Annotated in this window: 25 protein-coding genes; 19 read left to right on the top strand and 6 right to left on the bottom strand. The window is 45.7% G+C overall.

Annotated features, from left to right (window positions below; all coding sequences use genetic code 11):
* The first annotated feature begins 7 nt into the window (after window positions 1–7).
* Genes FYJ39_RS00600 through FYJ39_RS00610 form a run of 3 tightly spaced genes read left to right on the top strand, consistent with a single transcriptional unit; the run spans window position 8 to window position 2787 of the window.
* Window positions 8–712 carry an IspD/TarI family cytidylyltransferase gene (locus tag FYJ39_RS00600; RefSeq protein ID WP_154470532.1) on the top strand — a complete coding sequence of 235 codons (705 nt, stop codon included), beginning with the start codon at window positions 8–10 and terminating at the stop codon, window positions 710–712.
* A gap of 10 nt (window positions 713–722) precedes the next feature.
* Window positions 723–1778, top strand: a complete 1056-nt coding sequence (locus tag FYJ39_RS00605; protein ID WP_154470533.1) for an NAD-dependent epimerase/dehydratase family protein — start codon at window positions 723–725, stop codon at window positions 1776–1778.
* A 37-nt stretch (window positions 1779–1815) separates the two neighbouring features.
* Window positions 1816–2787: an FkbM family methyltransferase gene (locus tag FYJ39_RS00610; RefSeq protein WP_154470534.1), complete on the top strand. Its 972-nt coding sequence runs from the start codon at window positions 1816–1818 to the stop codon at window positions 2785–2787.
* 55 nt (window positions 2788–2842) lie between these two features.
* Here the strand turns inward: FYJ39_RS00610 and sigG are convergent, their stop codons facing one another.
* Window positions 2843–3619, bottom strand: coding sequence for an RNA polymerase sporulation sigma factor SigG (gene sigG, locus FYJ39_RS00615; RefSeq protein ID WP_154470535.1), 777 nt, complete (start codon window positions 3617–3619; stop codon window positions 2843–2845).
* A gap of 281 nt (window positions 3620–3900) precedes the next feature.
* The gene (locus tag FYJ39_RS00620; RefSeq protein WP_154470536.1) at window positions 3901–5355 is read right to left on the bottom strand and encodes a glycoside hydrolase family 1 protein; all 1455 of its coding nucleotides are present in this window, start codon (window positions 5353–5355) and stop codon (window positions 3901–3903) included.
* Window positions 5356–5517: 162 nt separating this feature from the next.
* Here FYJ39_RS00620 and FYJ39_RS00625 point away from each other — a divergent pair, with 162 nt between their 5' ends.
* The 4 genes from FYJ39_RS00625 to FYJ39_RS00640 all read left to right on the top strand — a co-directional run bounded on the left by FYJ39_RS00625 (window position 5518) and on the right by FYJ39_RS00640 (window position 9269).
* A complete protein-coding gene (locus FYJ39_RS00625; RefSeq protein WP_154470537.1) occupies window positions 5518–5892 on the top strand; it encodes a RidA family protein in 375 nt (124 codons plus the stop codon).
* Between the two features lie 16 nt (window positions 5893–5908).
* On the top strand, window positions 5909–7291 hold the full coding sequence (locus FYJ39_RS00630) for a PTS transporter subunit EIIC (RefSeq protein WP_154470538.1): 1383 nt from the start codon (window positions 5909–5911) through the stop codon (window positions 7289–7291).
* Window positions 7292–7309: 18 nt separating this feature from the next.
* Complete coding sequence (locus FYJ39_RS00635; protein WP_154470539.1) at window positions 7310–8509, top strand: pyridoxal phosphate-dependent aminotransferase; 1200 nt, start codon at window positions 7310–7312, stop codon at window positions 8507–8509.
* A 91-nt stretch (window positions 8510–8600) separates the two neighbouring features.
* Window positions 8601–9269, top strand: a complete 669-nt coding sequence (locus FYJ39_RS00640) for a helix-turn-helix transcriptional regulator (protein ID WP_154470540.1) — start codon at window positions 8601–8603, stop codon at window positions 9267–9269.
* Between the two features lie 97 nt (window positions 9270–9366).
* Here FYJ39_RS00640 and FYJ39_RS00645 read toward each other — a convergent pair whose 3' ends face one another.
* Together FYJ39_RS00645 and FYJ39_RS00650 are read right to left on the bottom strand one after the other, a co-directional pair.
* Complete coding sequence (locus tag FYJ39_RS00645; RefSeq protein ID WP_154470541.1) at window positions 9367–9957, bottom strand: PepSY domain-containing protein; 591 nt, start codon at window positions 9955–9957, stop codon at window positions 9367–9369.
* 111 nt (window positions 9958–10068) lie between these two features.
* A complete protein-coding gene (locus FYJ39_RS00650) occupies window positions 10069–10854 on the bottom strand; it encodes a type III pantothenate kinase (protein ID WP_154470542.1) in 786 nt (261 codons plus the stop codon).
* A 145-nt stretch (window positions 10855–10999) separates the two neighbouring features.
* On the opposite strand from FYJ39_RS00650, the gene coaBC reads away from it, so the two are divergent.
* The 7 genes from coaBC (at window position 11000) to FYJ39_RS00685 (ending at window position 19387) form a co-directional block, all read left to right on the top strand.
* Window positions 11000–12199, top strand: a complete 1200-nt coding sequence (gene coaBC, locus FYJ39_RS00655; protein WP_154470543.1) for a bifunctional phosphopantothenoylcysteine decarboxylase/phosphopantothenate--cysteine ligase CoaBC — start codon at window positions 11000–11002, stop codon at window positions 12197–12199.
* Window positions 12200–12363: 164 nt separating this feature from the next.
* Window positions 12364–13968, top strand: coding sequence for a peptide chain release factor 3 (locus FYJ39_RS00660; protein WP_154470544.1), 1605 nt, complete (start codon window positions 12364–12366; stop codon window positions 13966–13968).
* Window positions 13969–14001: 33 nt separating this feature from the next.
* On the top strand, window positions 14002–15408 hold the full coding sequence (pepV, locus tag FYJ39_RS00665; RefSeq protein ID WP_456236674.1) for a dipeptidase PepV: 1407 nt from the start codon (window positions 14002–14004) through the stop codon (window positions 15406–15408).
* Window positions 15409–15735: 327 nt separating this feature from the next.
* Window positions 15736–16752, top strand: a complete 1017-nt coding sequence (locus FYJ39_RS00670) for a methionine ABC transporter ATP-binding protein (protein ID WP_154470545.1) — start codon at window positions 15736–15738, stop codon at window positions 16750–16752.
* Window position 16753: 1 nt separating this feature from the next.
* Complete coding sequence (locus tag FYJ39_RS00675; protein ID WP_154470546.1) at window positions 16754–17419, top strand: methionine ABC transporter permease; 666 nt, start codon at window positions 16754–16756, stop codon at window positions 17417–17419.
* 91 nt (window positions 17420–17510) lie between these two features.
* Window positions 17511–18446 (top strand): MetQ/NlpA family ABC transporter substrate-binding protein, encoded by a 936-nt coding sequence (locus tag FYJ39_RS00680; RefSeq protein ID WP_154470547.1) that lies wholly within the window; start codon window positions 17511–17513, stop codon window positions 18444–18446.
* 263 nt (window positions 18447–18709) lie between these two features.
* Window positions 18710–19387 carry a DUF4190 domain-containing protein gene (locus FYJ39_RS00685; RefSeq protein WP_154470548.1) on the top strand — a complete coding sequence of 226 codons (678 nt, stop codon included), beginning with the start codon at window positions 18710–18712 and terminating at the stop codon, window positions 19385–19387.
* A 112-nt stretch (window positions 19388–19499) separates the two neighbouring features.
* Here FYJ39_RS00685 and FYJ39_RS21290 read toward each other — a convergent pair whose 3' ends face one another.
* Window positions 19500–20597: a GGDEF domain-containing protein gene (locus tag FYJ39_RS21290; protein WP_195840348.1), complete on the bottom strand. Its 1098-nt coding sequence runs from the start codon at window positions 20595–20597 to the stop codon at window positions 19500–19502.
* Between the two features lie 243 nt (window positions 20598–20840).
* On the opposite strand from FYJ39_RS21290, the gene FYJ39_RS00695 reads away from it, so the two are divergent.
* Window positions 20841–21089 carry a PRC-barrel domain-containing protein gene (locus FYJ39_RS00695; RefSeq protein WP_178258616.1) on the top strand — a complete coding sequence of 83 codons (249 nt, stop codon included), beginning with the start codon at window positions 20841–20843 and terminating at the stop codon, window positions 21087–21089.
* 252 nt (window positions 21090–21341) lie between these two features.
* On the opposite strand, the gene aroD is transcribed toward FYJ39_RS00695, so the two are convergent.
* Entirely contained in the window at window positions 21342–22109 is a 768-nt protein-coding gene (gene aroD / locus FYJ39_RS00700; protein ID WP_154470551.1) for a type I 3-dehydroquinate dehydratase, read from the bottom strand.
* Between the two features lie 192 nt (window positions 22110–22301).
* Here aroD and nrdR point away from each other — a divergent pair, with 192 nt between their 5' ends.
* The 4 genes from nrdR to efp all read left to right on the top strand — a co-directional run bounded on the left by nrdR (window position 22302) and on the right by efp (window position 25574).
* On the top strand, window positions 22302–22754 hold the full coding sequence (gene nrdR, locus FYJ39_RS00705; protein WP_154470552.1) for a transcriptional regulator NrdR: 453 nt from the start codon (window positions 22302–22304) through the stop codon (window positions 22752–22754).
* Between the two features lie 70 nt (window positions 22755–22824).
* Window positions 22825–23331, top strand: coding sequence for a YqeG family HAD IIIA-type phosphatase (locus FYJ39_RS00710; protein ID WP_154470553.1), 507 nt, complete (start codon window positions 22825–22827; stop codon window positions 23329–23331).
* Between the two features lie 71 nt (window positions 23332–23402).
* Window positions 23403–24827 carry a shikimate dehydrogenase gene (gene aroE / locus FYJ39_RS00715; RefSeq protein WP_154470554.1) on the top strand — a complete coding sequence of 475 codons (1425 nt, stop codon included), beginning with the start codon at window positions 23403–23405 and terminating at the stop codon, window positions 24825–24827.
* 189 nt (window positions 24828–25016) lie between these two features.
* Window positions 25017–25574, top strand: coding sequence for an elongation factor P (gene efp, locus FYJ39_RS00720; protein WP_154470555.1), 558 nt, complete (start codon window positions 25017–25019; stop codon window positions 25572–25574).
* The last annotated feature ends 66 nt before the right edge of the window (window positions 25575–25640 follow it).

The raw sequence follows: 25640 nt of genomic DNA on the forward strand, positions 1-25640 counted from the left end.
ATAAGATATGAAGAGTGTTGCTTTAATTCTTGCCGGAGGTTTTGGGCAGCGTATGCAGCAGGAGGTTCCAAAACAGTTTTTGAATATAGATGATAAACCTCTGGTGATTTATACGCTGGAAGCATTTCAAAGACACCCGGATATTGAAAAAATTCTGGTAGTATGTATAGACGGATGGCATGAGGCGCTCAGGGCTTATGGGAGGCAATTCCATATCCATAAGCTGGAATGGATTATCAGCGGAGGAAGTACCTCACAGGAGTCTATAAGAAACGGAGTTTTATTTCTGAAGGATAAATGTGAAACGGATGATATTGTGGTAATACATGACGGAATACGGCCTCTGGTAGAGGAACGTGTTCTGTCAGATGTAATTGAGAAATGCCGGATTTACGGAAATGCAGTGACCTCAATGCCCTATAATGAGCAGATTTTTGTAAAGGAGGATGAAAACACGACCTGTGAATATATCCCCAGGGATCGATTGAAGCGAGTGTCCACTCCCCAGGCCTATTTGTTTGGGAAGCTGAACTGGGCCTATAAAAAGGCATTCAGTGAAAATATAGGAACCAGCGCTTCGTCCTATGCCAACACAATGATGGTAGATTTGGGAGAAAAGCTGTATTTTGCAAAGGGCTCGGACAAAAATATAAAAATTACTACCCAGGATGATTTGGATATATTGAAAGCATTGCTGCGTATGAAGCGATAGAGGAGATAGTATGTATCTGGACGATTATTTATATAAGCAGGATATAGAATATCTGAATAATCTAAAAATCGATTGGAAGCGTCTTGAGGATAAAGGGGTTTTGATTATAGGGGCCACCGGGATGATTGGAACTGTGCTGGTGGACGCTTTGATGGAAAGGAATATAAAGAGAAACAGCCGCATCAGAGTGTATGCTATGGGGAGAACAAAAAAGAGGGCGCAGGAGCGTTTCGCTGATTATCTTCAAAGACCTGAGTTTACCTTTCTTTCAGGTGATATTAATGAAGGGCTGGATTTAAATAAAAGGGTGGATTATATTTTTTATTGTGCCAGCAACACACATCCCCGGGCGTATGCGGCAGATCCCATAGGAACGATTTTGACCAATGTTTTGGGAACTAATAAAATGTTGAAATATGCGGCAGACAAGAGATGCGAGAGAGTGCTTTTTTTGTCGTCCGTGGAGATATATGGAGAAAATCTGGGAACAGAAGCTTTTAGGGAAAGAGATTGCGGGTATATTGACTGTAATACGGTGAGGGCTGGATACCCGGAGGGAAAGCGGGTAGGAGAGGCCTTGTGCCAGGCCTATCGTGCACAATACGATCTGGACATCGTGATTCCAAGAATTTGCAGGGTGTACGGTCCCACTATGCTGGAGTCGGACAGCAAGGCTCTCGCCCAGTTTATCCGGAATGCGGTTCGCAAAGAAAATATTGTGCTGAAAAGCGATGGAAGCCAATATTTCTCTTACTGCTACGCTGCGGATGTCGTTTCGGCTTTACTGTATAGTTTGTTATATGGGGAAAATGGAGAGGCTTACAATATTGCTGATGAAGGGTCAAATATCTGTCTAAAGGAGTTGGCAAAGCTGCTGGCTGATAAATCAGGGGTTCAGATAGCATTTGAGCTGCCGGATGCTGTCGAGAAACAGGGATTTTCCAAAGCTACAAAAGCAGTTTTGGATTCCGGTAAGATAAAGGAATTGGGGTGGAAGCCCGCATGTTCCATTCAAGAGGGTCTGGACAGGACGATAGATATACTTCGCAATGCTGCCCGGATTTGATTCAATGATTTTAAAAGCTTGGTAAAGGTGGTAAATTATGATTCAATATACAAAAATGCAAGATATTGAATATTTAAAAGACAACTATGATTATTTAGTCGGATGGGGTGTGGGTAGAGATGAGTTCCTTGGCAGGTATAATCCATCCCTATATCATCTTGATTATATGATTGATGGAAGGGATCATTGCGTAGGTCAGATAAAATGCGGTATGAAAATATCACCAAAATCGGTCTTAAATGAAATAAAGGATAAGGGAACAATCTGCTTCATTATCTATCCGAATCCGGAATTGGAGATTATTCAGCAGATACAGGAATTTGTAACCGATTTCTCTGTTATTGTCTCACGATTGGTAAACTGCGGGGAAATGGTGAGCAAGCTTAGCTTTTCAACAGATAATGAGGATAGAATCTTACTGAACGCCATTAAATGTATGAAGGTAGAGAGGCCATATTATGTGGATATTGGGGTATGTCATCCTGTGATACGTAATAATACGTACCTTTTTTATCATGAAGGATATACAGAAGGGGTATTAATCGAACCTAATCCCATCATGTGCGGCTTGGCGGAGCTTTACAGACCGAAAAACAAAATTGTAAAAATTGGGGCTTGCGGTGGCGAGGGAGGTACAATGCAATACTACCAGTCTTCTGTTTCTGCCTACACGGGATATAATACCTTTGATAAAGAATTGGCTCTAAAAAGAGGCTTTGATCTGCAAAACGGATTAGATATCCCAGTACACAATATTAACCAGATATTTGAGGAAAACTGCGTCAGATGTCCTGATGTAATTGATATTGATACAGAGGGGATGGACTTTGAGCTTTTACAGGCTCTGGATACGGAGCGATTTCGGGTAAAGCTTATTTGCACAGAAATATGTACATCAGATGATGAATTTGACGATATGATGAAAAAGAAGAGGTACATCCATTTTATGCGCACCTCAGAGAATGGGATATATCTGGCAGAAGAGTATATAGATAAATTTCACAGATAGATGTGCAGGTGCCGCTAAGTCACCTGTTTCGTAACTTTGCGACACCACCAAGCGATTAACTCAAATAACTTTTCATACTCTTAAGGGCGTTCTTCTCCAACCTGCTCACCTGGGCCTGGCTGATGTGGATTTCCTGGGCTACCTCCGTTTGGGTTTTTCCCTCAAAAAAACGCATATCAATAATATGCCGTTCCCGTTCTGGGAGCCGTTTCATCGCTTCCACCAGGGACAAATCCTCTATCCAGTTTTCCTCCAGATTTTTTTTGTCGCTAATCTGATCCATAACGTACAGCGGATCGCCGCCGTCTGTATAGACAGGCTCGTACAGGCTGACTGGAGTTTGTATGGCATCCAGAGCGTAGGTGATATCCTCCTTGGAAACGCCCAGCTCCTGGGCAATTTCCATCAAGGTTGGCTCTTTGGAATTAGCTCTCGTTAGCTGCTCTCTGGTATACAAAGCTTTGTAAGCGGTATCCCTTAAAGAACGGCTGACCCGGATGGAATTATTGTCCCTGAGATAACGGCGGACCTCACCCAGAATCATAGGTACTGCATAGGTGGAAAATTTTACATTTTGCGTAATATCAAAATTATCAATCGCCTTGATGAGGCCGATACAGCCTATCTGAAATAAATCGTCTATGTTTTCCTGACTGTTGGAAAAACGTTGTATCACGCTTAATACCAGCCGCAGATTCCCTTTAATATACTGCTCCCTGGCTTCTTTATCTCCGTTCAGTATCCGTTCAAATAGCATTTCCTTTTCTTCATTACTCAATAAAGGCAGCTTGGCGGTATTGACTCCGCATATCTCAACTTTGTAGCCTGACATTATCCTTACCTCCATTATACTGTCATTCTTCCAGCCCTGTAAAAAATGGGCTGTGCCGGATGAATCTGCTATAAAGAATCATGTACGGATTCGGATTGTTTTATACGATGGATGGGAAAGAAAAAAATGCCAATTTTTGCACAGAGATAAATGGGCTGTTTGGGGAATTAAATGGGAGCAGAAGAACTCGCCAGGGCATTTTGATACATGCAGAAGAAAAGCGCCTGTATCGCGTACGGAACGCTGCAGGCGCTTTGTCTACAGCCTAAAATGGCTGCTTTTTAGTGAAATGAAAGATTTTCTCCGTTTGATTCAATAACTTGCTTATACCAGTAAAAGCTGTCTTTTCTATATCGTTTCATCGTGCCATTACCACGATTGTCCCTGTCTACATAGATAAATCCGTACCGCTTGTCAATTTCACCTGTGGATACGCTTACCAGATCCATGGCGGACCACGGCGTGTAGCCGATTAAATCTACACCGTCGTCTATGGCCAGACGCATTTGTTCAATGTGACGGCGCAGGTAATCAATTCGGTAGCTGTCATGGACGCGGCCGTTTTCCAGTACATCGCGGGCACCCAGGCCATTTTCAGTAATCATAACCGGGATGTGGTATCGGTCGTAAACGTGGTTTAACGTATAACGGAGTCCCTTGGGGTCAATCTGCCAGTCCCATTCGGTTGCTTTCAGGTAGGGATTTTTAGCTCCGCCCATTACGTTTCCGGAAACCTGGGCTGCGTCCTTTTGGGCTGTAATACAGTTGGACATATAATAGGAGAAGGAATAAAAATCAACGGTACCTTCCGAGATATCTGTTAAATCCTGTTCAGTTATTTCAAATGCAATATGGTTTCGTTCAAAATATCTCTTAATGTAATAAGGATACCCCCCCTTTACCTGAACATCGCCGCTAAAGCAGTTGCGCATTAAATCTTCCTGCTGAGTAAGGAAAATATCATCGGGACTGCAGGTAAGGGGATATACAGTAATATGGCATATCATAGTGCCGAACCGGAAGTCGGGATTAATGGAGCGGCCAAGCCTTACGGCCTGGGCGCTGGCTACGAATTGGTGATGCAGGGCTGCAAAACGGGAGCTGGGATCGTCAGCCTGCTCTGTGAAAAATTCGGTTCCTTCGTTAAGGATACCTGCATGGTTCCAATTCCCAAGTTTTGTGGTAAGGCAGTTTATTTCGTTGAAAGGAATCCAGTATTTGACCACATCCTTATAGCGGTTAAACAATACCCTGCATAAATTCATGTAATAATCAATACAGCGGCGATCCTTCCATCCGTTGCACTCCTTTGTGAGCTGAAATGGATTTTCGTTGTGGTAAATAGTTACCAAGGGTTCGATATTATATTTTTTTAGTTCAGAGAAGACAGAGTCATAAAATTTCAGCCCTTCTTCATTTGGTTCTGCTTCATTTCCATTTGGAAAAATCCGGGTCCAGTTGACGGACATGCGGAAAATGTTAAAGCCCATTTCTGCGCAAAGGGCAATATCCTCTTTGTAATGATGATAAAAATCTACAGCCTCATGGGAAGGATAAAAATAAGCATGTTCGTCCATAACAGGAGTAATGCGGCGCGGGCTTTTATGGGTGCCGGAAGTCATTACATCAGAAATGCTGACTCCTTTACCGTGGACGTTCCAGGCGCCTTCACACTGATTGGCTGCAGAAGCTGCTCCCCAGAGAAAATTTTCAGGGAATTTTTTTAGATGATTCATAGCTGCCTCCTATTTGAATAAATTAAATTTCATTTGTAATCTTATTATATCAGGATGAATCGAAAAATCAATGAAAATTATTTAATTTTTATGATTGACTTAACTATTTTATATTGATATAATAAATAAAAAGAAAATATTTTATCGAAAGGAGAAAAACAAATGATAAGGAAAATTCACACAGATAAGGCGCCGGCAGCCATTGGTCCATATGTGCAGGCAGTAGCGACAGAGGAGTTTTTATTTACGTCTGGTCAGATTCCGGTAAAGCCGGAAACCGGGGAAGTAGCAGGGGATACAGTGGAGGAACAGGCAGAGCAGGTCATGAGGAATGTAGAAGCCGTTCTTGAAGCGGCTGGCATGGGGACAGGCAATGTGCTAAAGACAACATGCTTTTTAGCTGATATGAAAGATTTTGGCGCATTTAATGAAGTTTACGGAAGACACTTTACAAGCTGTCCGGCCCGCTCCTGCGTGGCTGTAAAGGGGCTTCCGAAGGGTGTTTTGTGCGAGATGGAAGTAATTGCTCATAAATAATAAGGGGGAGGTATTTATGAAATACGAACGGTTAGTGAAAACAATTCTTGAAAACATCGGAGGAAAAGAAAATATTGAAAGTGCAGCACATTGTATGACCCGTCTTCGTTTAACACTGAAAGATAAAACTCTGGTAAACGAAGAGGTTCTGAAAAATACCGATGGAGTAATGGGGGTAATCAACAGCGGCGCCCAGACTCAGATAGTGATAGGGCCGGCCGTTAACGCGCTGTATAAGGAATTTACAGAGCTTGCGGGACTCAATGAAGAGACGGATGTCCATGAAAATCTGGATGACGTGAAGGAGCTAAAAAATAACCTGAAAAATAAAAAGGGAAATCTGCTTACAACATTTTTTGAAACAGTAGCAGGGATCTTTAATCCCATTGTTCCGGCGCTGGCCGGAGCCGGCCTGGTAAGAGCCATTCTGACCATTGCTGTGGTGTTGGGGCTGGATAATACGGGACATACTTACCATGTTATTGATACGATAGCAAACGGAATCTTTACATTCCTGCCGTTTTTGCTGGCGGCGTCCGCTGCAAAGCAGTTTAAAATGAACCGCTATGTGGCGCTGACTATCTGCGCGGCGATGATGTCCTCTAACTGGGTGTCTTTGATTGCAGAGGGAACGACCATATATTCGTTTATAGGGATTCCATTTACAGTGGTAAATTATTCATCCAGCGTTCTTCCTATGGTGTTCGCCGTGTGGTTCGCATCTTATGTGGAACGGTATGTGGACAAAGTGATACCTGGCGCTCTGAAAATTATTATGGTGCCATTCCTGACAATGCTGATTGCGACACCTGTGGCCTTAATCACGATTGGTCCAGCAGCGAATTGGGTGGGACTGAGGCTTGCGGATATATTTAATCTGTTGTTTGAAAAGGGAGGAATTTTTGCGGGGCTTATTTATGGCGGTATTTATTCTTCTATGGTAGTTCTTGGAATCCATCATGGAATGGTGCCGGTGCTTACCCAGGGAATTACTGTTCAAGGCTTCAATTACCTGTCTCCTGCCAGCGGTTCTGCCAATATGGCCCAGGCTGGAGCGGCTTTCGGAGTATGGATGAGAGCAAAGAACAAAAAGACAAAGACAATAGCAGCGTCAGCCACCATTGCCGCAGTTACGGGTGTCAGTGAGCCTGCTATTTATGGTGTGAACTTTAAGTATAAAAAGCCGTTTCTGGCAGCCTCCATCGGCGGTGCGCTCGGCGGTGCGTTTGCATCCTTTTTTGCCTTAAAGGCATATGCCATGGGTGGGCCGTCATTTTTGAATTTTGCAATGTTTATTGGGGAAGATCCCATGAATGTATGGCTTGTTATGGCGGCGTTTGCGATTGCATTTGTTGCGGCGGCTGTGCTGACTATAATATTTGGATTTGATGAGGAATAGGAAGAGAAAGGCGAAGCTATGAGAGATAAAATGATACCTGCTTTTGCTAAGGCGGAAGGCGGACTTTTTTCCTCTGTGGAAAAGGCGGATGTGGGGAGCTCCTATCAGGAAATGGAGAAGCAAGGAATTACCTTGATGGGATGGGCGGATCCGTTTATGCCTGACTTCTCCATGCCAGAATGTGTGGAAAAAGCCCTGATAGATGCGGTAAAAAGGGCGGAAGCTCCACATTATACGGCTCCTATTGGAAATCCAATGCTAAAGGAGCTTATTGCCAGAAAGCTGGAGCGGCAGAATGGATTAAAAGTGGATCCGCAGAGAAATATTTTAATTACTCCAGGGTCTGATAGCGGGCTTTATTTTTCTATTCTCCCCTTTATATACCCCGGAGATGAGGTGTTGATTCCTTCTCCCAGTTATCCAAATAATTACCTGAATGTGGAAATCATGGGCGGAAAAGTGATTCCTGTGCTCTTAAAGGAGGAAAACGGGTTTCAGTTTGTAAAAAAGGATTTTGAAGACTGCATAACAAAACGGACGAAAGCCGTAGTGCTTACTCATCCGAATAATCCGACTGCTACGGTATTTAACAGGAGCTCCCTGGAGATATTGAGAGAAATCGTTGTGGAGCATGATTTAGTGCTAATTTGCGATCAGGCATTTGAAGATTTCTGCTATGGCAATGAAATGATAACCCCGGCGGCCATGCCGGATATGTTTGACAGAACCGTAACTGTGTTTTCTTTTTCAAAGGGAATGGGACTGAGCGGTTTAAGAGTGGCTTACATTGTGTGCAGCGATATTGTGATGGATACCATGTTTGCCAATGGAGTGTCCGTACTGGGAGCTACCAATACGGCATGCCAGTACGCTGTGGCAGCGGCCCTGGAGAATCCTTCCTTTATGAAGGAGTTTGAAGCTGCTTTTGATGAGCGCAGGCATAGGGCTTATGAAATAATCAATTCGATCCCTAATGTGTCCATGGGCCTTCCAGAAGCCGGTTTCCTTAGCTGGGTGAATGTATCCAGGCTCGGAAGCTCGTCGGAGCTTGCAGCTTATCTGGTGAAGGAGGCGAAGGTGTCTGTAAACGACGGGATTAATTATGGGCCTGGGGGAGAAGGGCATCTGCGTATTGTACTGGGAGTTTACAAAGATACGGCAAGGGTTGTGGAAGCTCTGGAAAGCATCCGCCGGGCTCTTGTGAAATGGCAGGAATAATGAGAAGGAAATATTTGATTCTGGACTGGAATAAAATGAATTTTTAAGTTAAAATAAAAAGAAAGGATGAAAACGGAGGGGAAATTGTCATATGGCTCAGAAGCCTGTAACACTTACATTGGTTGACAGAGAGATCTTAAATTCATATTCCAGGTTTATTGACGGACTGGGAAGGTATCTGGGAGATGCCTATGAAATTGTACTTCATAGTTTGGAGACTTACGAGCATTCCGTTATTAATATTCTGCATGGGGAGCATACAGAGAGAAAGGTCGGAGCGCCGATAACGGATCTGGCTTTGAATATGCTGGAGAAGCTTTCTGAGACAAAGGAGGACAATATTACATATTTCAGCAGGAACAAAAAAGGAGAACCGTTAAAATCTACAACGATTGCGATTCATGGGGAGCAGAACAGAATCATCGGGCTGATGTGTATTAATTTTTATATGAATACTCCTCTGTCGAATGTGCTTGAGGCATTTATCCCAAAGCAGCCAGGGATTATTCAGAGCAATAAGAGAGAAAATTATGTGGACAATTCAGATGAGTTAATTGCCTCCGCCCTGGAGAATGTCAAGGAAAAAGTGATGAATGATGGGACAATTACTCCCTCAAATAAAAATAAAATGATAGTTTGCATGCTGGATGATTATGGAATATTTAATATTAAGGATGCGGTAGTAAAAATTGCGGGACTTTTGAATATATCTAAAAATACAGTTTACATGCATTTGAGAAATAAGGGAAAGGGGGCATAGGCCTTTCAGAAGTGAAACGGGGTTCCAGGTAGCTTTTATAGATACTAGAACCCTGTTTTATCGTGTTATAGTTTCGTGATTTAAAAATTTGTCTTTATTAATCGTAAATACTGTCAATGTCCATTTCAATCACAGCTCCCGTATAGGCGTCGATTTCATATGTGTATTCCGTTGTTTTGTAAACAAATTCGCATTCATATAGGAGGCGTCCGTCATCCTGCTCCTGATTTGCTTTGACAAATACCACCTGGGAGTCAGAAAGTCCGGCTTGGTTCAATGCGATTGCCTTGGCCTGCTCTAAGCTTATTGCAGACGTGGCGGCAGTCTGGAAAGGGGCGGAAGGCTGAGTGGGAGCAGCGGCTGCCAATCCGCCGGACTGTCCGGCAGAGGTGATGGATTCAGCCTCGTAGTCTATGCTCAGAATTGCGCCGGTATAGGCGTCGATTTCATAATCATACTCTGCATAATCAGGAGTATAAAATTCTACGTCATAGACCGGTCTTCCGTCATCCCAGTCCAGCTTTGCATATATAAGGGCAAGATTACGTTCGGATAAGCCCGCATTGCTTAGGGCAATCTGCTTAGCGGATGCCTCTGTAATCTGCTTTGGGGCTCCAATGGCTGTCGCGGGAAGAAGGGGTACAAGGGTAAGGGATAATCCAGCTGCAGCTAACAATTTTTTTACCATATTGATATCCTCCGTAGATAACGTTGATGTTGTATAATGCTATTTTATATATTTAAGATTAAAGGAACATTAAAAGCAGGAATATAAATCGTATACCTTCCGCGGCCCGGATTATGCAAAAGATAAAGCCTGGGGAGCATTCTTGCGATACAGAATCAGAAGCCCCTTTAACAGCAGAGCATCATCATAGTGTATTTTGTGGCGGCACAGCGGTGTAATAAAACGGGCCAGACCTCCGGTGGAAATGATGGTGGGGGATTCCCCAAGCTCTGCTTCCATCCGGTCCAGGATTCCGTCAATCATATCGACAGTTCCGTAGATGATACCGGCTCTCATACAGTCGATAGTATTTTTTCCTATGATGCGATCCGGTACCTCCAGGCTGATGTATGGGAGCTGAGCCGTTTTGCCGCTTAAGGAGTCCAGAGAAACCTTAAGTCCCGGAAGGATAACGCCGCCGATATAGTTGCCCTTCTTGTCCACTGTACAGAGGGTAGTAGCGGTTCCCATGTCAATGACAATCAAAGGCAGAGGGTGCTCATGGCTGGCAGCCACCGCGTCTACAATCTGGTCGCTTCCCACTGCTTTAGGGTTGTCCATAAGAATGTTAAGACCTGTTTTCATACCGGCTCCGACCAGAAAAGGGCGGATGCCCACAACCTTTTCTACGGCATTTAAAATCGTGTTGCTGAGTGGAGGAACCACAGAGGAGAGAATGGCTCCCTCAATGGAGGAAGCGCTGATCTGGTTCATCTCCAGAATATTCTTAAAGCTGATTGCGTATTCTGTATCTGTGCGGCTCTGGTCTGTGGTGATCCGTTCGATAAAATAGGTTTTCTGCTCGTCAATGCCGCCGGCTACGGTATTTGTGTTTCCCATGTCGATTGCTAAAATCATCTAAGGGACTCCTTTCCTATTAAAAAAATATATGATATACTAACAAAAGCTCCAAAAGCTGGGGTTAGCAGGAATATAGGGTTAAGAGAATTGACCGTTATGATTGTAACATAGAAAAACAGGAAAAACAACAGGAGGAATCCCTATGTTAAAAGGAAAAACAGTGCTGCTGGGAGTAACGGGAAGCATTGCTGCCTATAAAACGGCAGGCCTTGCCAGCATGCTGGTGAAAAAGGGCGCAAAGGTTCATGTGCTGATGACGAAGCATGCAGTTAATTTTATTAATCCGATTACCTTTGAGAGCCTGACGGGAAATAAATGTCTGGTGGACACCTTTGACCGGAATTTTGAGTTCAGCGTGGAGCATGTAGCGTTGGCTAAGGCGGCAGATGCAGCTATGATAGCCCCGGCCAGCGCCAATGTAATCGGGAAAATGGCACATGGCATTGCGGACGATATGCTGACCACTACCATGATGGCATGCAAATGCAAAAAAATCCTGGCTCCTGCCATGAATACTAACATGTACGAAAATCCTGTTCTTCAGGATAATCTGGAGCGCTGCAGAGGCTATGGCATGGAGGTGATTCCCCCCGCAAAGGGGTATCTGGCCTGCGGCGATACAGGGGCAGGGAAAATGCCGGAACCGGAGGCGCTGTTTGAGTACATTGTGAGGGAAATAGGGTATCCTAAGGATATGGCCGGGAAAAAAATACTTGTGACGGCTGGACCTACGATGGAGGCCATCGATCCTGTGCGCTTTATTACCAATCACAGTACTGGAAAAATGGGCTATGCCATTGCAAAAACAGCCGCCTGCCGGGGAGCGGAGGTAACACTGATAACCGGTCCTGTAAGCCTTTCGCCTCCTCTGTTTGTAAATACGGTTCCGGTGGTATGTGCCAGGGATATGTTTGAGGCAGTTACCAGCTGCAGCAATGAACAGGATATTATTATCAAAGCGGCGGCAGTAGCCGATTACCGTCCGGCTGTGGCATCTGCGGAGAAAATGAAGAAAAAGGACGATGCTCTGACAATTTGTCTGGAGCGTACTGAGGATATTCTTGGCTGGCTGGGGAATCACCGCAAAGAAGGGCAATTCCTCTGCGGCTTTTCCATGGAAACCCAGAACCTGCTGGAAAACTCCAGAGCCAAGCTGGAGCGAAAGAACCTGGATATGATTGTTGCCAATAATTTAAAGGTGGAAGGGGCTGGCTTCGGAACCGATACGAACGTAGTTACCTTGATCACAAAGGATATGGAGCTGGAGCTTCCCCTTATGGATAAGGCAGAGGTGGCTGACAGGCTGCTGACGGAGATTCTGGGGAAAATGAAAGGGAATTGAAGCTTATGAGGGCATATTTCTGGCTGCAGCGAAACAGACAGGATTGATGGGCCAAGAATTTATGGAACAGTCAGGGGAAGTCCTTGACTTATGATTTCAATCATAATAAAATGAAGATTCGAGGACAGGAATTGTAATCATTATGAAGGACGGAGGACAAAATTTTGCCGCAGATAGATAACCAGATAATAGAGGAAATAAAAAAGCGAAGGACATTTGCAATTATATCTCATCCCGATGCAGGTAAGACAACTCTGACAGAGAAATTTCTGCTGTATGGAGGCGCTATTAACCTGGCTGGTACTGTAAAGGGGAGGAAAGCCTCTAAGCATGCGGTTTCTGACTGGATGGAGATCGAGAAGGAGAGAGGTATTTCCGTTACGTCCTCTGCCATGCAGTTTAATTACAATGGATTCTGCATCAATATCCTGGATACGCCGGGGCATCAGGACTTCTCAGAGGACACCTACCGTACCCTCATGGCTGCGGATTCCGCGGTTATGGTGATTGACGGCTCTAAGGGTGTGGAGGCCCAGACCATCAAGCTTTTTAAGGTTTGTGTTATGCGCCATATTCCCATTTTCACCTTTATTAACAAATTTGACCGTGAGGCCAGAGACCCGTATGAGCTGATGGACGAGATTGAGGATGTACTGGGAATCCGCACCTGTCCGGTGAATTGGCCGATTGGCTGTGGAAAGAGCTTTAAAGGGGTTTATGATCGGTTTACCAGAAAAATCACCACCTTCACAGCTGCCATGGGAGGAGCAAAAGAGGTTGAGAGCCGGGAGTTTGGAGTAAATGCAGAGGATGTAGACAGCGCAATCGGGCTTGACTATCGCCAGCAGCTTCTAGAGGACATTGAGCTTTTAGATGGAGCCAGCGATGAGCTGGATATGGAGCGGGTTCAGAGAGGAGACTTGTCTCCTGTGTTTTTCGGATCTGCCCTGACCAACTTCGGTGTTGAAACCTTTTTGGAACATTTCCTGAAAATGACGACTCCTCCTCTGCCCAGACGTACCCTTACCGGGGAGATTGATCCGTTCCGAGTGGATTTTTCCGCCTTTGTATTTAAGATTCAGGCGAATATGAACAAGGCCCACAGAGACAGGATTGCATTTATGCGCGTTTGTTCCGGCAGGTTTGACGCAGGTATGGAGGTAAATCACGTCCAGGGGGGCAAAAAAATCCGCCTCACCCAGCCCCAGCAGCTAATGGCTCAGGACAGAAAGATTGTTGAAGAGGCATATGCCGGCGATATTATCGGTGTCTTTGACCCCGGTATTTTTTCCATTGGAGATACCTTGTGTTCCTCCAATGATACCTTTGAGTTTGAGGGGATTCCTACCTTTGCGCCGGAGCATTTTGCGCGGGTACGTCAGGTAGATACCATGAAGCGTAAGCAATTTATAAAGGGAGTGAATCAGATTGCCCAAGAGGGAGCCATTCAGATTTTTCAGGAGTTTAACTCCGGTATGGAGGAAATTATTGTAGGTGTGGTAGGCGTGCTGCAATTCGAGGTTCTAACCTACCGTTTGAAAAATGAATATAACGTGGAGGTCATTCTGGAGAAACTGCCCTTTGAACACATCCGCTGGGTAGAGAACCCGCAGGAGGTGGATGTTGCAAAGCTGACTGGAACCTCTGATATGAAGCGGATCAAGGATTTGAAGGAAAATCCCCTGCTGCTGTTTATTAACAGCTGGAGCGTAGGTATGGTGTTAGAGCGGAATCCGGGACTGAGGCTGAGTGAATTTGGGAGGGCATAGGCCGCCTTAAGCATGTAAATAAAAGGAGACGAAATGATGTACAAGGATCAAATTGAACGCTATATGGATGCTCATAGGGACGAAATGATTGAGGATATCTGCAGGCTTTGCAGAATTAACAGTGAAAAAATGCCGTATATAGAAGGTAAACCCTTTGGAGCAGGAGCCTTTGACGCCCTTCAGTCTGCCCTGGCTATGGCGGAAGGGTACGGCTTTTCCACTGTTAATTATGATAACTATGTGGGAACGGCAGATTTGAATGATAAGGAGCGTCAGCTGGATATTCTGGCTCATCTGGATGTAGTTCCAGCAGGAGAGGGATGGACGGTGACGGAGCCCTTTGAGCCGGTTGTTAAGGATGGAAGGCTTTATGGGAGGGGAACAGCTGACGACAAGGGACCGGCTGTGGCAGCTCTCTATGCCATGAGGGCTGTAAAGGAGCTGGGAATTCCCGTGACGAAAAATGTACGCTTGATTCTGGGGACGGATGAGGAGTGCGGAAGCTCTGATATCAAATATTATTATGACAGGGAGAAGGAAGCGCCCATGACCTTTTCGCCAGATGCGGAATTTCCTGTAACTAATACGGAGAAGGGCCGTCTGGAGGGACATTTCCACGCCTCTTTTGCTGCTTCAAGCGCACTGCCCAGGCTGGTGAAGCTAGACGCGGGAATCAAGGTGAATGTAGTTCCGGGCAAGGCAAAGGCTGTGGTTGAGGGCCTGGAGTTAAAAACTTTGGAGGAGACGGCCAGTTTGGTGGAAAAGGAAACGGACATTTCCTTTATCTTTGAGGAAAATGCTTCTGTCATCCAGATTACAGCCCAGGGCGCAGGCGCTCATGCTTCTACCCCCCAAGAAGGAAGAAATGCCCTCACAGGCCTTTTGACATTGCTGGAGCGGCTGCCTTTGGCAGAGTGCGCACAGTTTTCCTGTATAAAGCGCCTTTTAAAGCTGTTTCCCCATGGAGACACCTGCGGAAAGGCAGTGGGAATTGATATGGAGGATGAACTGTCAGGCGCACTGACCTTGGCCTTTAGCATGCTGACCGTAGGATCGGACAGCCTGGAGGGAGTCTTTGACAGCCGTTGCCCTGTTTGCTCTAATGAGGATAATGTCTTAAAGATAGTAAAGAAAGCTATGGCAGAGGAGGGAATCGCTCTGGAAACCGATTTTATGGTTCCGCCTCACCATGTAGATGGGGAGTCCTATTTTATTAAAACCCTTTTGTCGGTATATGAGGATTACACGGGACTGAAAGGGAGCTGTCAGGCTACCGGCGGAGGGACCTACGTCCATAATCTGAAAAACGGCGTGGCATACGGTGCTTCTATGCCTGGTACAGATAACAGGATGCATGGTGCAGATGAATTTGCGGTTGTGGATCATCTTCTGACCAGCGCAAAAATATTTGCACAGGTGATTGTAAATTTGTGCAGCTAAAACCGGCAGATAAAAAAAACTTGACAAATGGTTGCGAGTGTTGTATCTTCATATCTAAGATAATTCCTAGTAAAATTATAGGGAATTAATACAGGAGGAGCTTATGACCCAGTTCAGAGCCATGGGGATGAATATGGATATGATGAACAGCATGTGTATCATGTGCTGCGTATCCCTATGGGCAAAAAACTGAATGTAGGTTTCATCTGTATAGATTGTGATGATTGATAAACAGTTGCTTTGAACGGAATACTCAGGGCCGCAAGTCTGTGCAGGACGTGCGGTCCTTTTATGTGCGATGGAATGACAAAGGAAAGGGATCAAATCATGGAAGGTAATAAAGATAAATCCATCATTGTGCTGGAAGGTCTGGGGAAGCAGTTTCAGACATCCAATGGTACGGTGAATGCTCTGGAGGACATTAATCTGGAAATCCGCTATGGGGAGGTATTTGGTATCATCGGCTTGTCTGGTGCGGGAAAAAGCACTTTGGTGCGATGCATCAACTATCTGGAAGCTCCAACCTCCGGAAAAGTCATATTTGAAGGGAAGAATCTTTCTGCTATGAAGGATAAGGACAAGCGTCTGGCAAGACAGTCTATGGGGATGATTTTCCAGCAGTTTAATCTTTTGGCTCAGAGGAATGTGCTTCAGAATGTATGTTTTCCTCTGGAAATTGCGGGCAGATCCAAAGCAGAGGCCAGACAGAGGGCAGAGGAGCTCCTTGCTCTTGTAGGTCTTGAGGATCGGATGAAGGCTTATCCGGCCCAGCTCTCCGGCGGTCAGAAACAGCGCGTAGCCATCGCGAGGGCTATGGCTACCAATCCCAAGGTTCTGCTTTGCGACGAAGCTACCAGCGCCCTTGATCCCAATACGACCAAGTCTATTCTGGGACTATTAAAGAGGATTAATCTGGAAATGGGCATTACGGTTATTGTAATTACCCATGAAATGTCTGTCATTGAATCTATTTGTGACAGGGTGGCTATCATCGATCACAGCCATATAGCAGAGGTAGGAAAGGTTTCAGATGTTTTTTCAGGACCTAAGTCAGATATTGGCCGCCAGCTGATTCTGGGGGATGTGGCAGGACACAGCTCCAGCTTTGGATCTTCCCGGCAGATACGCATTATCTTTGATGGCAGGGAATCCTCGGAGCCTGTTATTGCCAATATGGTGCTGACCTGTAAGGTACCAGTTAATATTATGCATGCGGATACCAGGGATATTGAGGGCAAGGCCATGGGGCAGATGCTTATCCAGCTTCCAGAGGATGAGAGTGATGCAGGAAGAATTTGCAATTATTTAAAAACTGCTAATGTTACATTTGAGGAGGTGCGGTAAAATGCAGTTAGATGGGACAACTATGAATATGCTGATAAAGGGAATTGGAGAGACCGCTTACATGGTAGCTCTTTCCTCGTTTTTGGCTTATGTGATAGGAATTCCTCTGGGAATTGCGCTGGTAGTTACGGATGGGGAGGGAATCCATCCCGTTCCCATATTTAACAAAGCTCTAGGGCTGATTATCAATCTTCTGCGCTCCGTTCCCTTTATTATTCTTCTGATTATGGTGATTCCGGTTACTAGAGTAATTGTAGGCAAAATCATCGGCTGCAATGCCACGGTAGTGCCTTTGGTCATTGCGGCGGCCCCTTACATCGCGCGTATGGTGGAGTCCTCTTTGAAGGAGGTGGACGGGGGAGTGGTAGAAGCCGCCAAGTCTATGGGAGCTTCTACCTGGCAGATCGTTGTAAAGGTGCTTCTTCCGGAAGCGAAGCCTTCCCTGCTGGTTGGAGCGGCTATTTCCATTACAACCATTTTGGGATATTCTGCAATGGCCGGATTTACAGGAGGAGGCGGTTTGGGTGATATTGCCATCCGATATGGCTACCATCGTTATCAGACGAATATGATGCTGATCACCGTGGCGCTGTTAGTCATTATTGTTCAGTTAATTCAGGAAGTGTTTATGAGAATGTCAAGAAAAAGTGATAAGAGAATCCGCTAGATGGTGTATTTGCCTCTGGCTGGTTTATAGAAACATTCCCTTTGGGGATAAAGAGTTAGGGCAGTCTGCCCGGAAAGAGGAGGAAGCAATTATGAAGAAACATGTATTAGGAGTTGCTGTTCTGGCAGCAGCGCTGGCAGCTGGTTCATTGACAGCATGCGCAGGAGGAGGCAACAAGGAGGCCGCTTCCACAGCAGAAACCACCGCGTCAACAGAGGCGGCAGCTGGAGCGTCACAGGAGTCATCCGCAGAGGCAAAGGATCAGGCTTCCCAGGCGGAAAAAAAGCCTGCAGAGGGACTGAAGGAAATTGTAGTTGGAGCAAGTCCGGCTCCCCATGCGGAGATTCTGGAAGCTGCCAATCAGGTATTGCAGACGAAAGGCTATACATTGAAAATTGTAGAGTATACAGATTATGTTTTGCCCAACAATGCGTTGGATTCCGGCGATCTGGATGCGAATTATTTCCAGCATAAACCATATCTGGATTCCTTTAATGAGCAAAATGGAACCAAGCTGGTAAGCGCGGGCGCCATTCATTACGAGCCATTCGGCATCTATGCGGGAAAGACAGCTTCTTTAGAGGAGCTGCCAGATAAGGCAACGGTTCTGGTACCCAACGATGTAAGCAACGAGGCGAGAGCTCTTCTCTTACTGGAGGCTCAGGGCTTAATTAAGTTAAAGGAAGGCGTTGGCCTGGAGGCAACTAAGAATGACATCGTAGAGAACACTAAGAACCTGGACATTGTAGAGCTGGAAGCAGCTCAGCTTCCCCGTTCCCTTCAGGACAGCGATATCGCGGTTATCAACGGTAACTATGCGATTGAGGCAGGTCTGAAGGTAAGCCAAGCCTTGGCTACGGAGGATTCCCAGTCCCTTGCAGCTACAACCTATGGAAATATAGTTGCAGTAAAGGAGGGTAAAGAAAATGACGAAGGGATTAAGGCGCTGATAGAAGCTCTTACCAGCCAGGAGGTTAAGCAGTTCATGGAGGATACATACGAAGGAGCTGTAGTGCCTTTATTCTAAGAAGAAAAAAACGGTTTTGTAATCTGCAATCCGCCTAGGAAGTTCCCTGGCGGATTGTATATTTGGGTGGGTTATGGTATAATATCGCCAGATATGATACTGCGCTGGTTCGGTGACACGCGAAAGCGTGACAAAACACCGTGCCGAACCAGGTTAAACCATAATAGAGAACCATGTGTGAGCCGGAAGAGGGAGGAATGAGATCCATTAAGGGAACAGAGCACAGGTATAAGGGCTCTATACCAACTGAAAGGAGAACAAAGATGGATTACAGTAATGAAAACCAGTCTGGGACAGAAACCAGAGAAGGAATGAATCCGGATGCCAACCGCTCCAAGGAAGAACCGGAGGTAGTTTCGGAGCAGATTGCTACTCCGGCAGAACCCGGGACGAATACGGATGGATGGATTCAACCGGGAGATATAACGCTTGCCCCGGCTCCATCCGATATACAAAATGCAGAACCCGCGTGGAACAGCGGAAGCAGCCAGCAGCTGGGAGGACAGAGGGGCTGCAATCAGAACAACCAGCCAGGAGGCTATGCCAACAGCCAGCCAGGAGGCTATGCTAACAGCCAGTCAGGAGGCTATGCCAACAGCCAGCCAGGGGGCTATGCCAATAACCAGCAGGGCTGCAATTACCAAAATCAGACGCAGTACCATACCCAATATCAGAGTCATGGAGAGCAGCAGAATGGTATGGCGGTTATTTCTCTGGTTATGGGGATTCTTTCTTTGGTTACCTGCTGCTGCGGATGGATTAACCTTCCACTTGGAATATTGGGAATCATTTTTGCCCTTATTTCCAGAAATGGGAAGCAATCTATGGATAGTCAGGCGACAGCAGGTCTTATTATGTCCTGTGTGAGTATTGGGCTTTATATCATTTCCGTTATATTCATATTATTGTTCTCATTTTTTCCTAGGATAACATATTATTGATGTGCTTCTGCCGGCGGTTCGTCTCTCACCTTTATTTTAACTAACAGATTGAGCTTAGTAAAAAGGACAGGCCGCCGGATGGAGCTGCTCTAACAGGAAGTTCTGCGGCTTATTATGGTCTGGCTGGCTTCCATACAGTGTAGCAGGCTTTTCCGTTCCATTTGGACTGATATAAAGCTCTGTCCGCTTTCTTATATAACTCTTCAAAGGAGCCGTTTTCATGCTTGCTGGTAAAGGCAATGCCAACACTGCATGAGACGCTTGTCTTTTTTTTATGGCCCACTGCTATGGCCGAAACCCGATCAATTAAAAGCTTTGCCTTATGCTGGGGAATTGTCTCAGAGGAAAGATTATCCATAAATACCAGAAATTCATCGCCTCCAAGACGTGCCGTAATATCGGATGAGCGAAAGATTGTGCCGATGACCTTCGCCACTTCCTGCAGCAATATATCGCCCATCTGGTGCCCCAGCGTATCGTTGATCTGCTTAAAGCCGTCTAAATCCAGCAAAAGAAGGGCCTGAAGGGAATTTTTCCCCAGATACTGAACAATGGAGCGCTGTGCGGCATTACGGTTAAGCAGACCTGTCAGGCTATCGGTATCTCTCTCTTCAATCAGCCTGACTCTGCTCATGATTTCTTTGCGTTTTGCCATAGTCAGGCAAATGTTGATAAAGACAGCGCAAAATAAAAAGATCAGATTTTCCACAGCCTGATGAAAGACCTCGCTCAGACAGGAACTGAGAGCCTGATAGGTGTAAAATACGTCGTGCAGCATAAGAACGGCCAGACCTGTGAAGTAAAGCCCATTGTGGTAAATCACCGATACCGAGGTGGAGACAAATGCCAGTATAAGCAAGTAAAACCCCGAACGTGTCGGCATGAAGGTATACTGAATGTAGGTGGCCAGAAGAAACTGGAAGATAGAGATAAAGAAAAAAACAGTCACTCCTGTTTGCTTTCGCTCTATATAAAATCTGAAGATGAAGAGCAGTAATACGGCTATGAGAACTTCGATGCATCCTGCTATGCTGCTGGCATTGACGGTTTTATGAAAAATCCAGTCAACCAGTGCGTCCAGAGCAATAAAGCTTCCATATACGACAATAATGAAAATCAAAAAGTTTTTTTGCAGGAGCAGTGTCTCTGTTTTAATTTCACACTCATAAAGTGAACAAAAATGTTTGTCTGATGTTAGGAACTTAATCACTACAGTAACCCCCAATATTATTAGCTCTGTATATGAAAAGAATAGCACAAAAGCAGAGATAAGTAAATAAGGGGTTCTCCATCTTATGCTTGACACAAGAGGCTGAAATTCATGGAACATTCAATACAAGATGAAGAATATCATTACTTTTCTGCTATGTAAACCTCTAGGATTTTCCGTGTTAGCTACTTTGACAACGGCATATATTTAGGTAAGTAAGAAAAAGCCGGGAGGCTGCGGCGAGTGAGAATTTATGATTTGAAACAAAAGGAAGTAATTAATGTAAAGGACTGTAAACGTCTGGGATATGTGGGGGATGTGGATTTTGATATGGAGAAGGGCTGTGTGCTGGCCCTTATTGTACCAGGTCCGGGCTGTATCTGCGGATTTCTGGGGAGGGAAAAGGAATACATCATTCCCTTTTGTGATATCTGTCAGGTAGGAAACGACGTGATTTTGGTGGAGCTAAAAAACAAAGAGGAGAAAAAATAAAAGGATAAAAAATGAGATGAGAATTGTCAATGGCGTGCTTTGCTTATATGATAACTGAGGAGTGGCCGGCAGGGTTTCCCTTGCCGGCCAGTTTGTGAGAAAAAGTTGTATGAAAAGCATTTGCTTTTGTACATGGATGACTATACGTCTTAAATGTGATAATTTTATGTGCTGATTGTGAAGTTTTTGTGAAAGCAGGATACTATGGGAATTGGGTATGGTTTTTTTGCGTGCTAGCTGGCGGGGAGAGAATTATGAAGGCAGCTGATTCTTATGAATAATGTCCAGAATCTCCTTAAGCTCACCTACGTAAATCTGTCCGGGAGCAGAGGCTTTCCCTGTAGAGCCAAAGGTCAGGCAGGAACCGAATATCTCGCCTGAAAGGCGGCTTATAAGTCCGGTTCCTTTCATTGACATAGTGACAACAGGGCAGGAGAGGGACTTGCCGGCTTGTAGGGTAGCAGAAAGAAGGGTCAGAACATCCTCCGCTTTCTCAGGCATTACCGCGAGCTTGGCAATATCAGCTCCCAGCGCCTCCATAGAGTGGAGCCGCTTGATTAATTCCTCCTGGCAGGGAGTAGAGATAAAATCGTGATTGGAAAGGATCACCTTAACCTGGCGCTTATGGGAGAGATCGGTCAGTCTTTTTGCCACACCTGCATCAGAAAAAAGTTCTATGTCCACGGCGTCAATCCATCCGGAGCAAATGGCCTCTTCCAAAAGAGAGACATAGAAGGACGTGGAAACGTTTAAATTTCCGCCCTCCTTCAGAGTGCGGAAGGTGAAGAGAAGAGGTATTTCTCCAATGGCCTTACGCAAACGGGGGAGCACGGTTTTTAGACAGCCTGGCTTTTGAATGTCACCGTACCAGTCAGCCCGCCATTCAACCATATCTACAGGCTGGCTGTCAAGAGAGGAGGCTTCACGCAGTAAATTTCCGCAGTCAGTTTCCGACAGGGGGACGCAAATTTTAGGGACGCCTTCTCCCAACGTTATATTTCTTATAGTAACACTTGTCATATGGGCATATACCTTTCTTTGCAAATTTTGTGGTGGCTTTTATTATAAAACAGCAGGGAGGATTCGTCCAGCATCTGGGAAAAATAAATACAAAGTCCTTGCGATTCATACTTGATTCGGTTAAAATATATGCAGCACAGAACCACGGGCACAAGATGCATATAAAAAGTTACATAAGAAAGGAAACAGGATATGAAATGCCCCTATTGCAATGAGTCAGACACGAAGGTAATCGACTCCCGCCCCGCAGATGACAACAGCTCTATTCGCAGACGCCGTCAGTGCGAGGGCTGCGGCAAACGCTTTACAACCTACGAGAAGCTGGAGACGATGCCCCTTATGGTTATTAAGAAGGATGATTCCAGGGAAACCTATGACCGGTCCAAGATAGAGGCTGGAATTATTCATTCTTGTCATAAAAGGCCCGTATCCACCCAGCAGATCAATACGATGATTGATGAGATTGAGAACCAGATATTTAATATGGAGGAGAAGGAGGTTATGACCTCTGTGATAGGAGAGCTGGTTATGTCCAAACTGAAGGTGCTGGATGAGGTTGCCTATGTCCGCTTTGCCTCAGTTTACAGAGAGTTTAAGGATGTGAACACCTTTATTGATGAGATCGGTAAGCTGCTGAAAAAATAAATGTGCTGCGGTGTTTGGCTCTGCTGGAGGCCAGGGAAAAGACAGGAACAAGAAAGGACTGCTTTTATTTATGCTGGAACAATTTTATCCCAAACGATATGAGGTTTCTGCCTATGTAATCCCTTATGAGCATTATCAGGCCAGGGGATATAAGGGGATCATCTTTGATATTGACAATACATTGGTATTCCATGATGCGCCTGCCGATAAGCAGGCCCTGGAGCTTTTTAAACGATTAAAGGAGATAGGGATGAAAACCTGCCTTTTATCAAACAATAAGGAGCCAAGAGTCAAGGCCTTTGCCGAGAAGATGGATTCCCCCTACATATACAAGGCGGGAAAGCCGGGAGTAAGGGGGTATGAGCGGGCCATGGAGCTGATGGATACGAACAGGGGGAACACCCTGTTTGTAGGAGATCAGCTGTTTACAGACGTGTATGGCGCCAACCGGGCGGGGCTGTACAGCATTCTGGTAAAGCCTATGAATCCCAAAGAGGAGATCCAGATCATGCTGAAACGGTATCTGGAAAAGCCTGTGCTGTATTTTTACAAAAAAAAGCACCTAAGGAAGGCGTGAGGGCCCTGCTGGCGGGGAAGAGGCGTATTTTTAACCGGCAAATAAATATTTAAAAGAGTCAGGAGTTAGAAATGGACGGAAAAACAAAAGTATGCGGACTGATAGCCAATCCGGTGGAGCATTCCATGTCGCCGCTGATGCACAATTTTTATGCTCGGAGAACCGGGATAAATCTGGCCTACGTTCCTTTTAAGGTGGAAAAGGATCAGGTGGAGGCGGCAGTAAAGGGAGCCTTTGCCCTAAATATTCTGGGAATGAATGTGACAGTGCCCTACAAGCAGCAGGTGATGGAATATCTGGATGAGTTGGATGACGCTGCCTACGCCATCGGCGCAGTGAACACCCTGGTCAGAACGGAGCATGGCTTTAAGGGGTATAATACGGATGGAGCCGGGTTTGAGAGGGCCCTCAGGGAAGCTGGCATAAAAGCTGCCGGCGAAGCCTGTATTCTCTTAGGAGCAGGAGGGGCAGCTAAGGCGGTGGCCTATGTACTTGCCAGGGAAGGCGCAAAGCTTATCTACATTCTCAACCGGAAGGTGGAGCGGGCCAGGGAGCTGGCTGAGTATATAAACGAAATGTTTGGCCGCAGAGTGATGTATCCCTTGTCTCTTGACGCCTACCCCTCTATTCCTTACAGGAAGGGGGGATATCTTGCGATTCAGTCTACCAGCGTAGGGATGGCTCCCAAGGAGGAGGATGTGATTATTGAGGATAAGCATTTTTATGAAATGCTTCATACAGGGGTGGATATTGTATACACGCCTGCCAAAACCCGGTTTATGAAGCTGGTGGAGTCTGCCGGAGGAAGGGCTGTCAATGGTCTGGATATGCTTTTGTACCAGGGAATCATTGCCTATGAGCTGTGGAATCCCCAGATAAACGTGGATAAGGAAACCATAGAGGCTGCCAGAGCGTTGCTTCAGGAGCGGCTTTCAGGAAATACCGCTCTATACAAGGCAGCTGTGGAGGAATCAGAAGGCCGGAAAAGGAACCTGATTTTCATAGGCTTTATGGGGGCTGGAAAAACAAGTGTGGGAAAGGCCTACGCCAAAGCCTTTCATATGCCCTGGATTGATACGGATCAACGCATAGAAGCCGCGGCAGGTATGGCAGTTTCACAGATATTTGCCGCCCAAGGAGAGGAAGCCTTTCGAAGGCTGGAAACCAGCGTTCTGGAGGAGCTGTTAGCCAGTACGGATGGATCTGTGATTTCCGTAGGGGGAGGGCTGCCTTTGCGGGCGGAGAACCGCACGCTTTTAAAGAAGCTGGGAACAGTGGTATATCTGGATGCGTCTCCTGCCACTGTGCTGGAACGGATTGGAAGGGATGTATCGGACAGGCCCATGCTTCAGGGAGAGGATGTAATGGAGCGGATTACCGGCCTTTTGGCTTGCAGAAGGCCGGTCTATCTGGAGGCATCCCATGTGATTTTGGATGTGAACGGCCGCAGTGTAGAGGAGCTTGTAAAGGAGATTTACAGCAGGGTAAAGAATTAAAGACAGAGGTTGTGGCTTTTTGGCATACGCTGCGGGAAATGCGGGAATTTCCTTTTCATGTCAAAAAAAAACTTGAAAATAGAGCTTACATAGTATAGAATATAAAAGATTAGAGACTTACCGGGCGCTGAAAGCGGTTGTGGATCGCTTTAAGGGGCGCCGTGAACGAATTCGAGGAGGAATATCTTTATGATATCAGCAGGAGATTTTAAAAACGGCATTACACTGGAAATTGACGGACAGGTTGTTCAGATTATGGAGTTCCAGCATGTAAAACCTGGCAAGGGCGCTGCTTTCGTACGTACCAAGCTGAAAAATGTAATCAACGGCGGCGTGGTGGAGCGTACCTTCCGTCCAACTGAGAAATTCCCTCAGGCAAGAATTGAGCGTGTGGATATGCAGTATCTGTATTCAGATGGCGACCTTTACAATTTTATGAATCAGGAGACCTATGATCAGGTAGCTTTGAATAAGGATATTATTGGGGACGCCTTAAAGTTCGTAAAGGAGAACGAAGTATGTAAGGTTTGTTCCTATAACGGCAGCGTATTTTCCGTAGAACCTCCTCTGTTTGTGGAGCTAGAGATAACTGATACAGAACCGGGATTTAAGGGAGATACCGCTCAGGGTGCGACAAAGCCTGCTACTGTTGAGACGGGAGCAGTGGTATATGTTCCTCTGTTTGTGGACATGGGCGACAAGATCAAGATTGATACCAGAACCGGTGAGTATCTGTCACGTGTTTAGTGGCTGTCATCGGTTACTGTCAGGCTTAAAAGATGAATGATTGCTCCGGCTGGCGCCGGGGCAGTT

It is taken from the genome of Clostridium porci, assembly GCF_009696375.1.
In the GTDB taxonomy this organism is placed as follows: domain Bacteria; phylum Bacillota; class Clostridia; order Lachnospirales; family Lachnospiraceae; genus Enterocloster; species Enterocloster porci.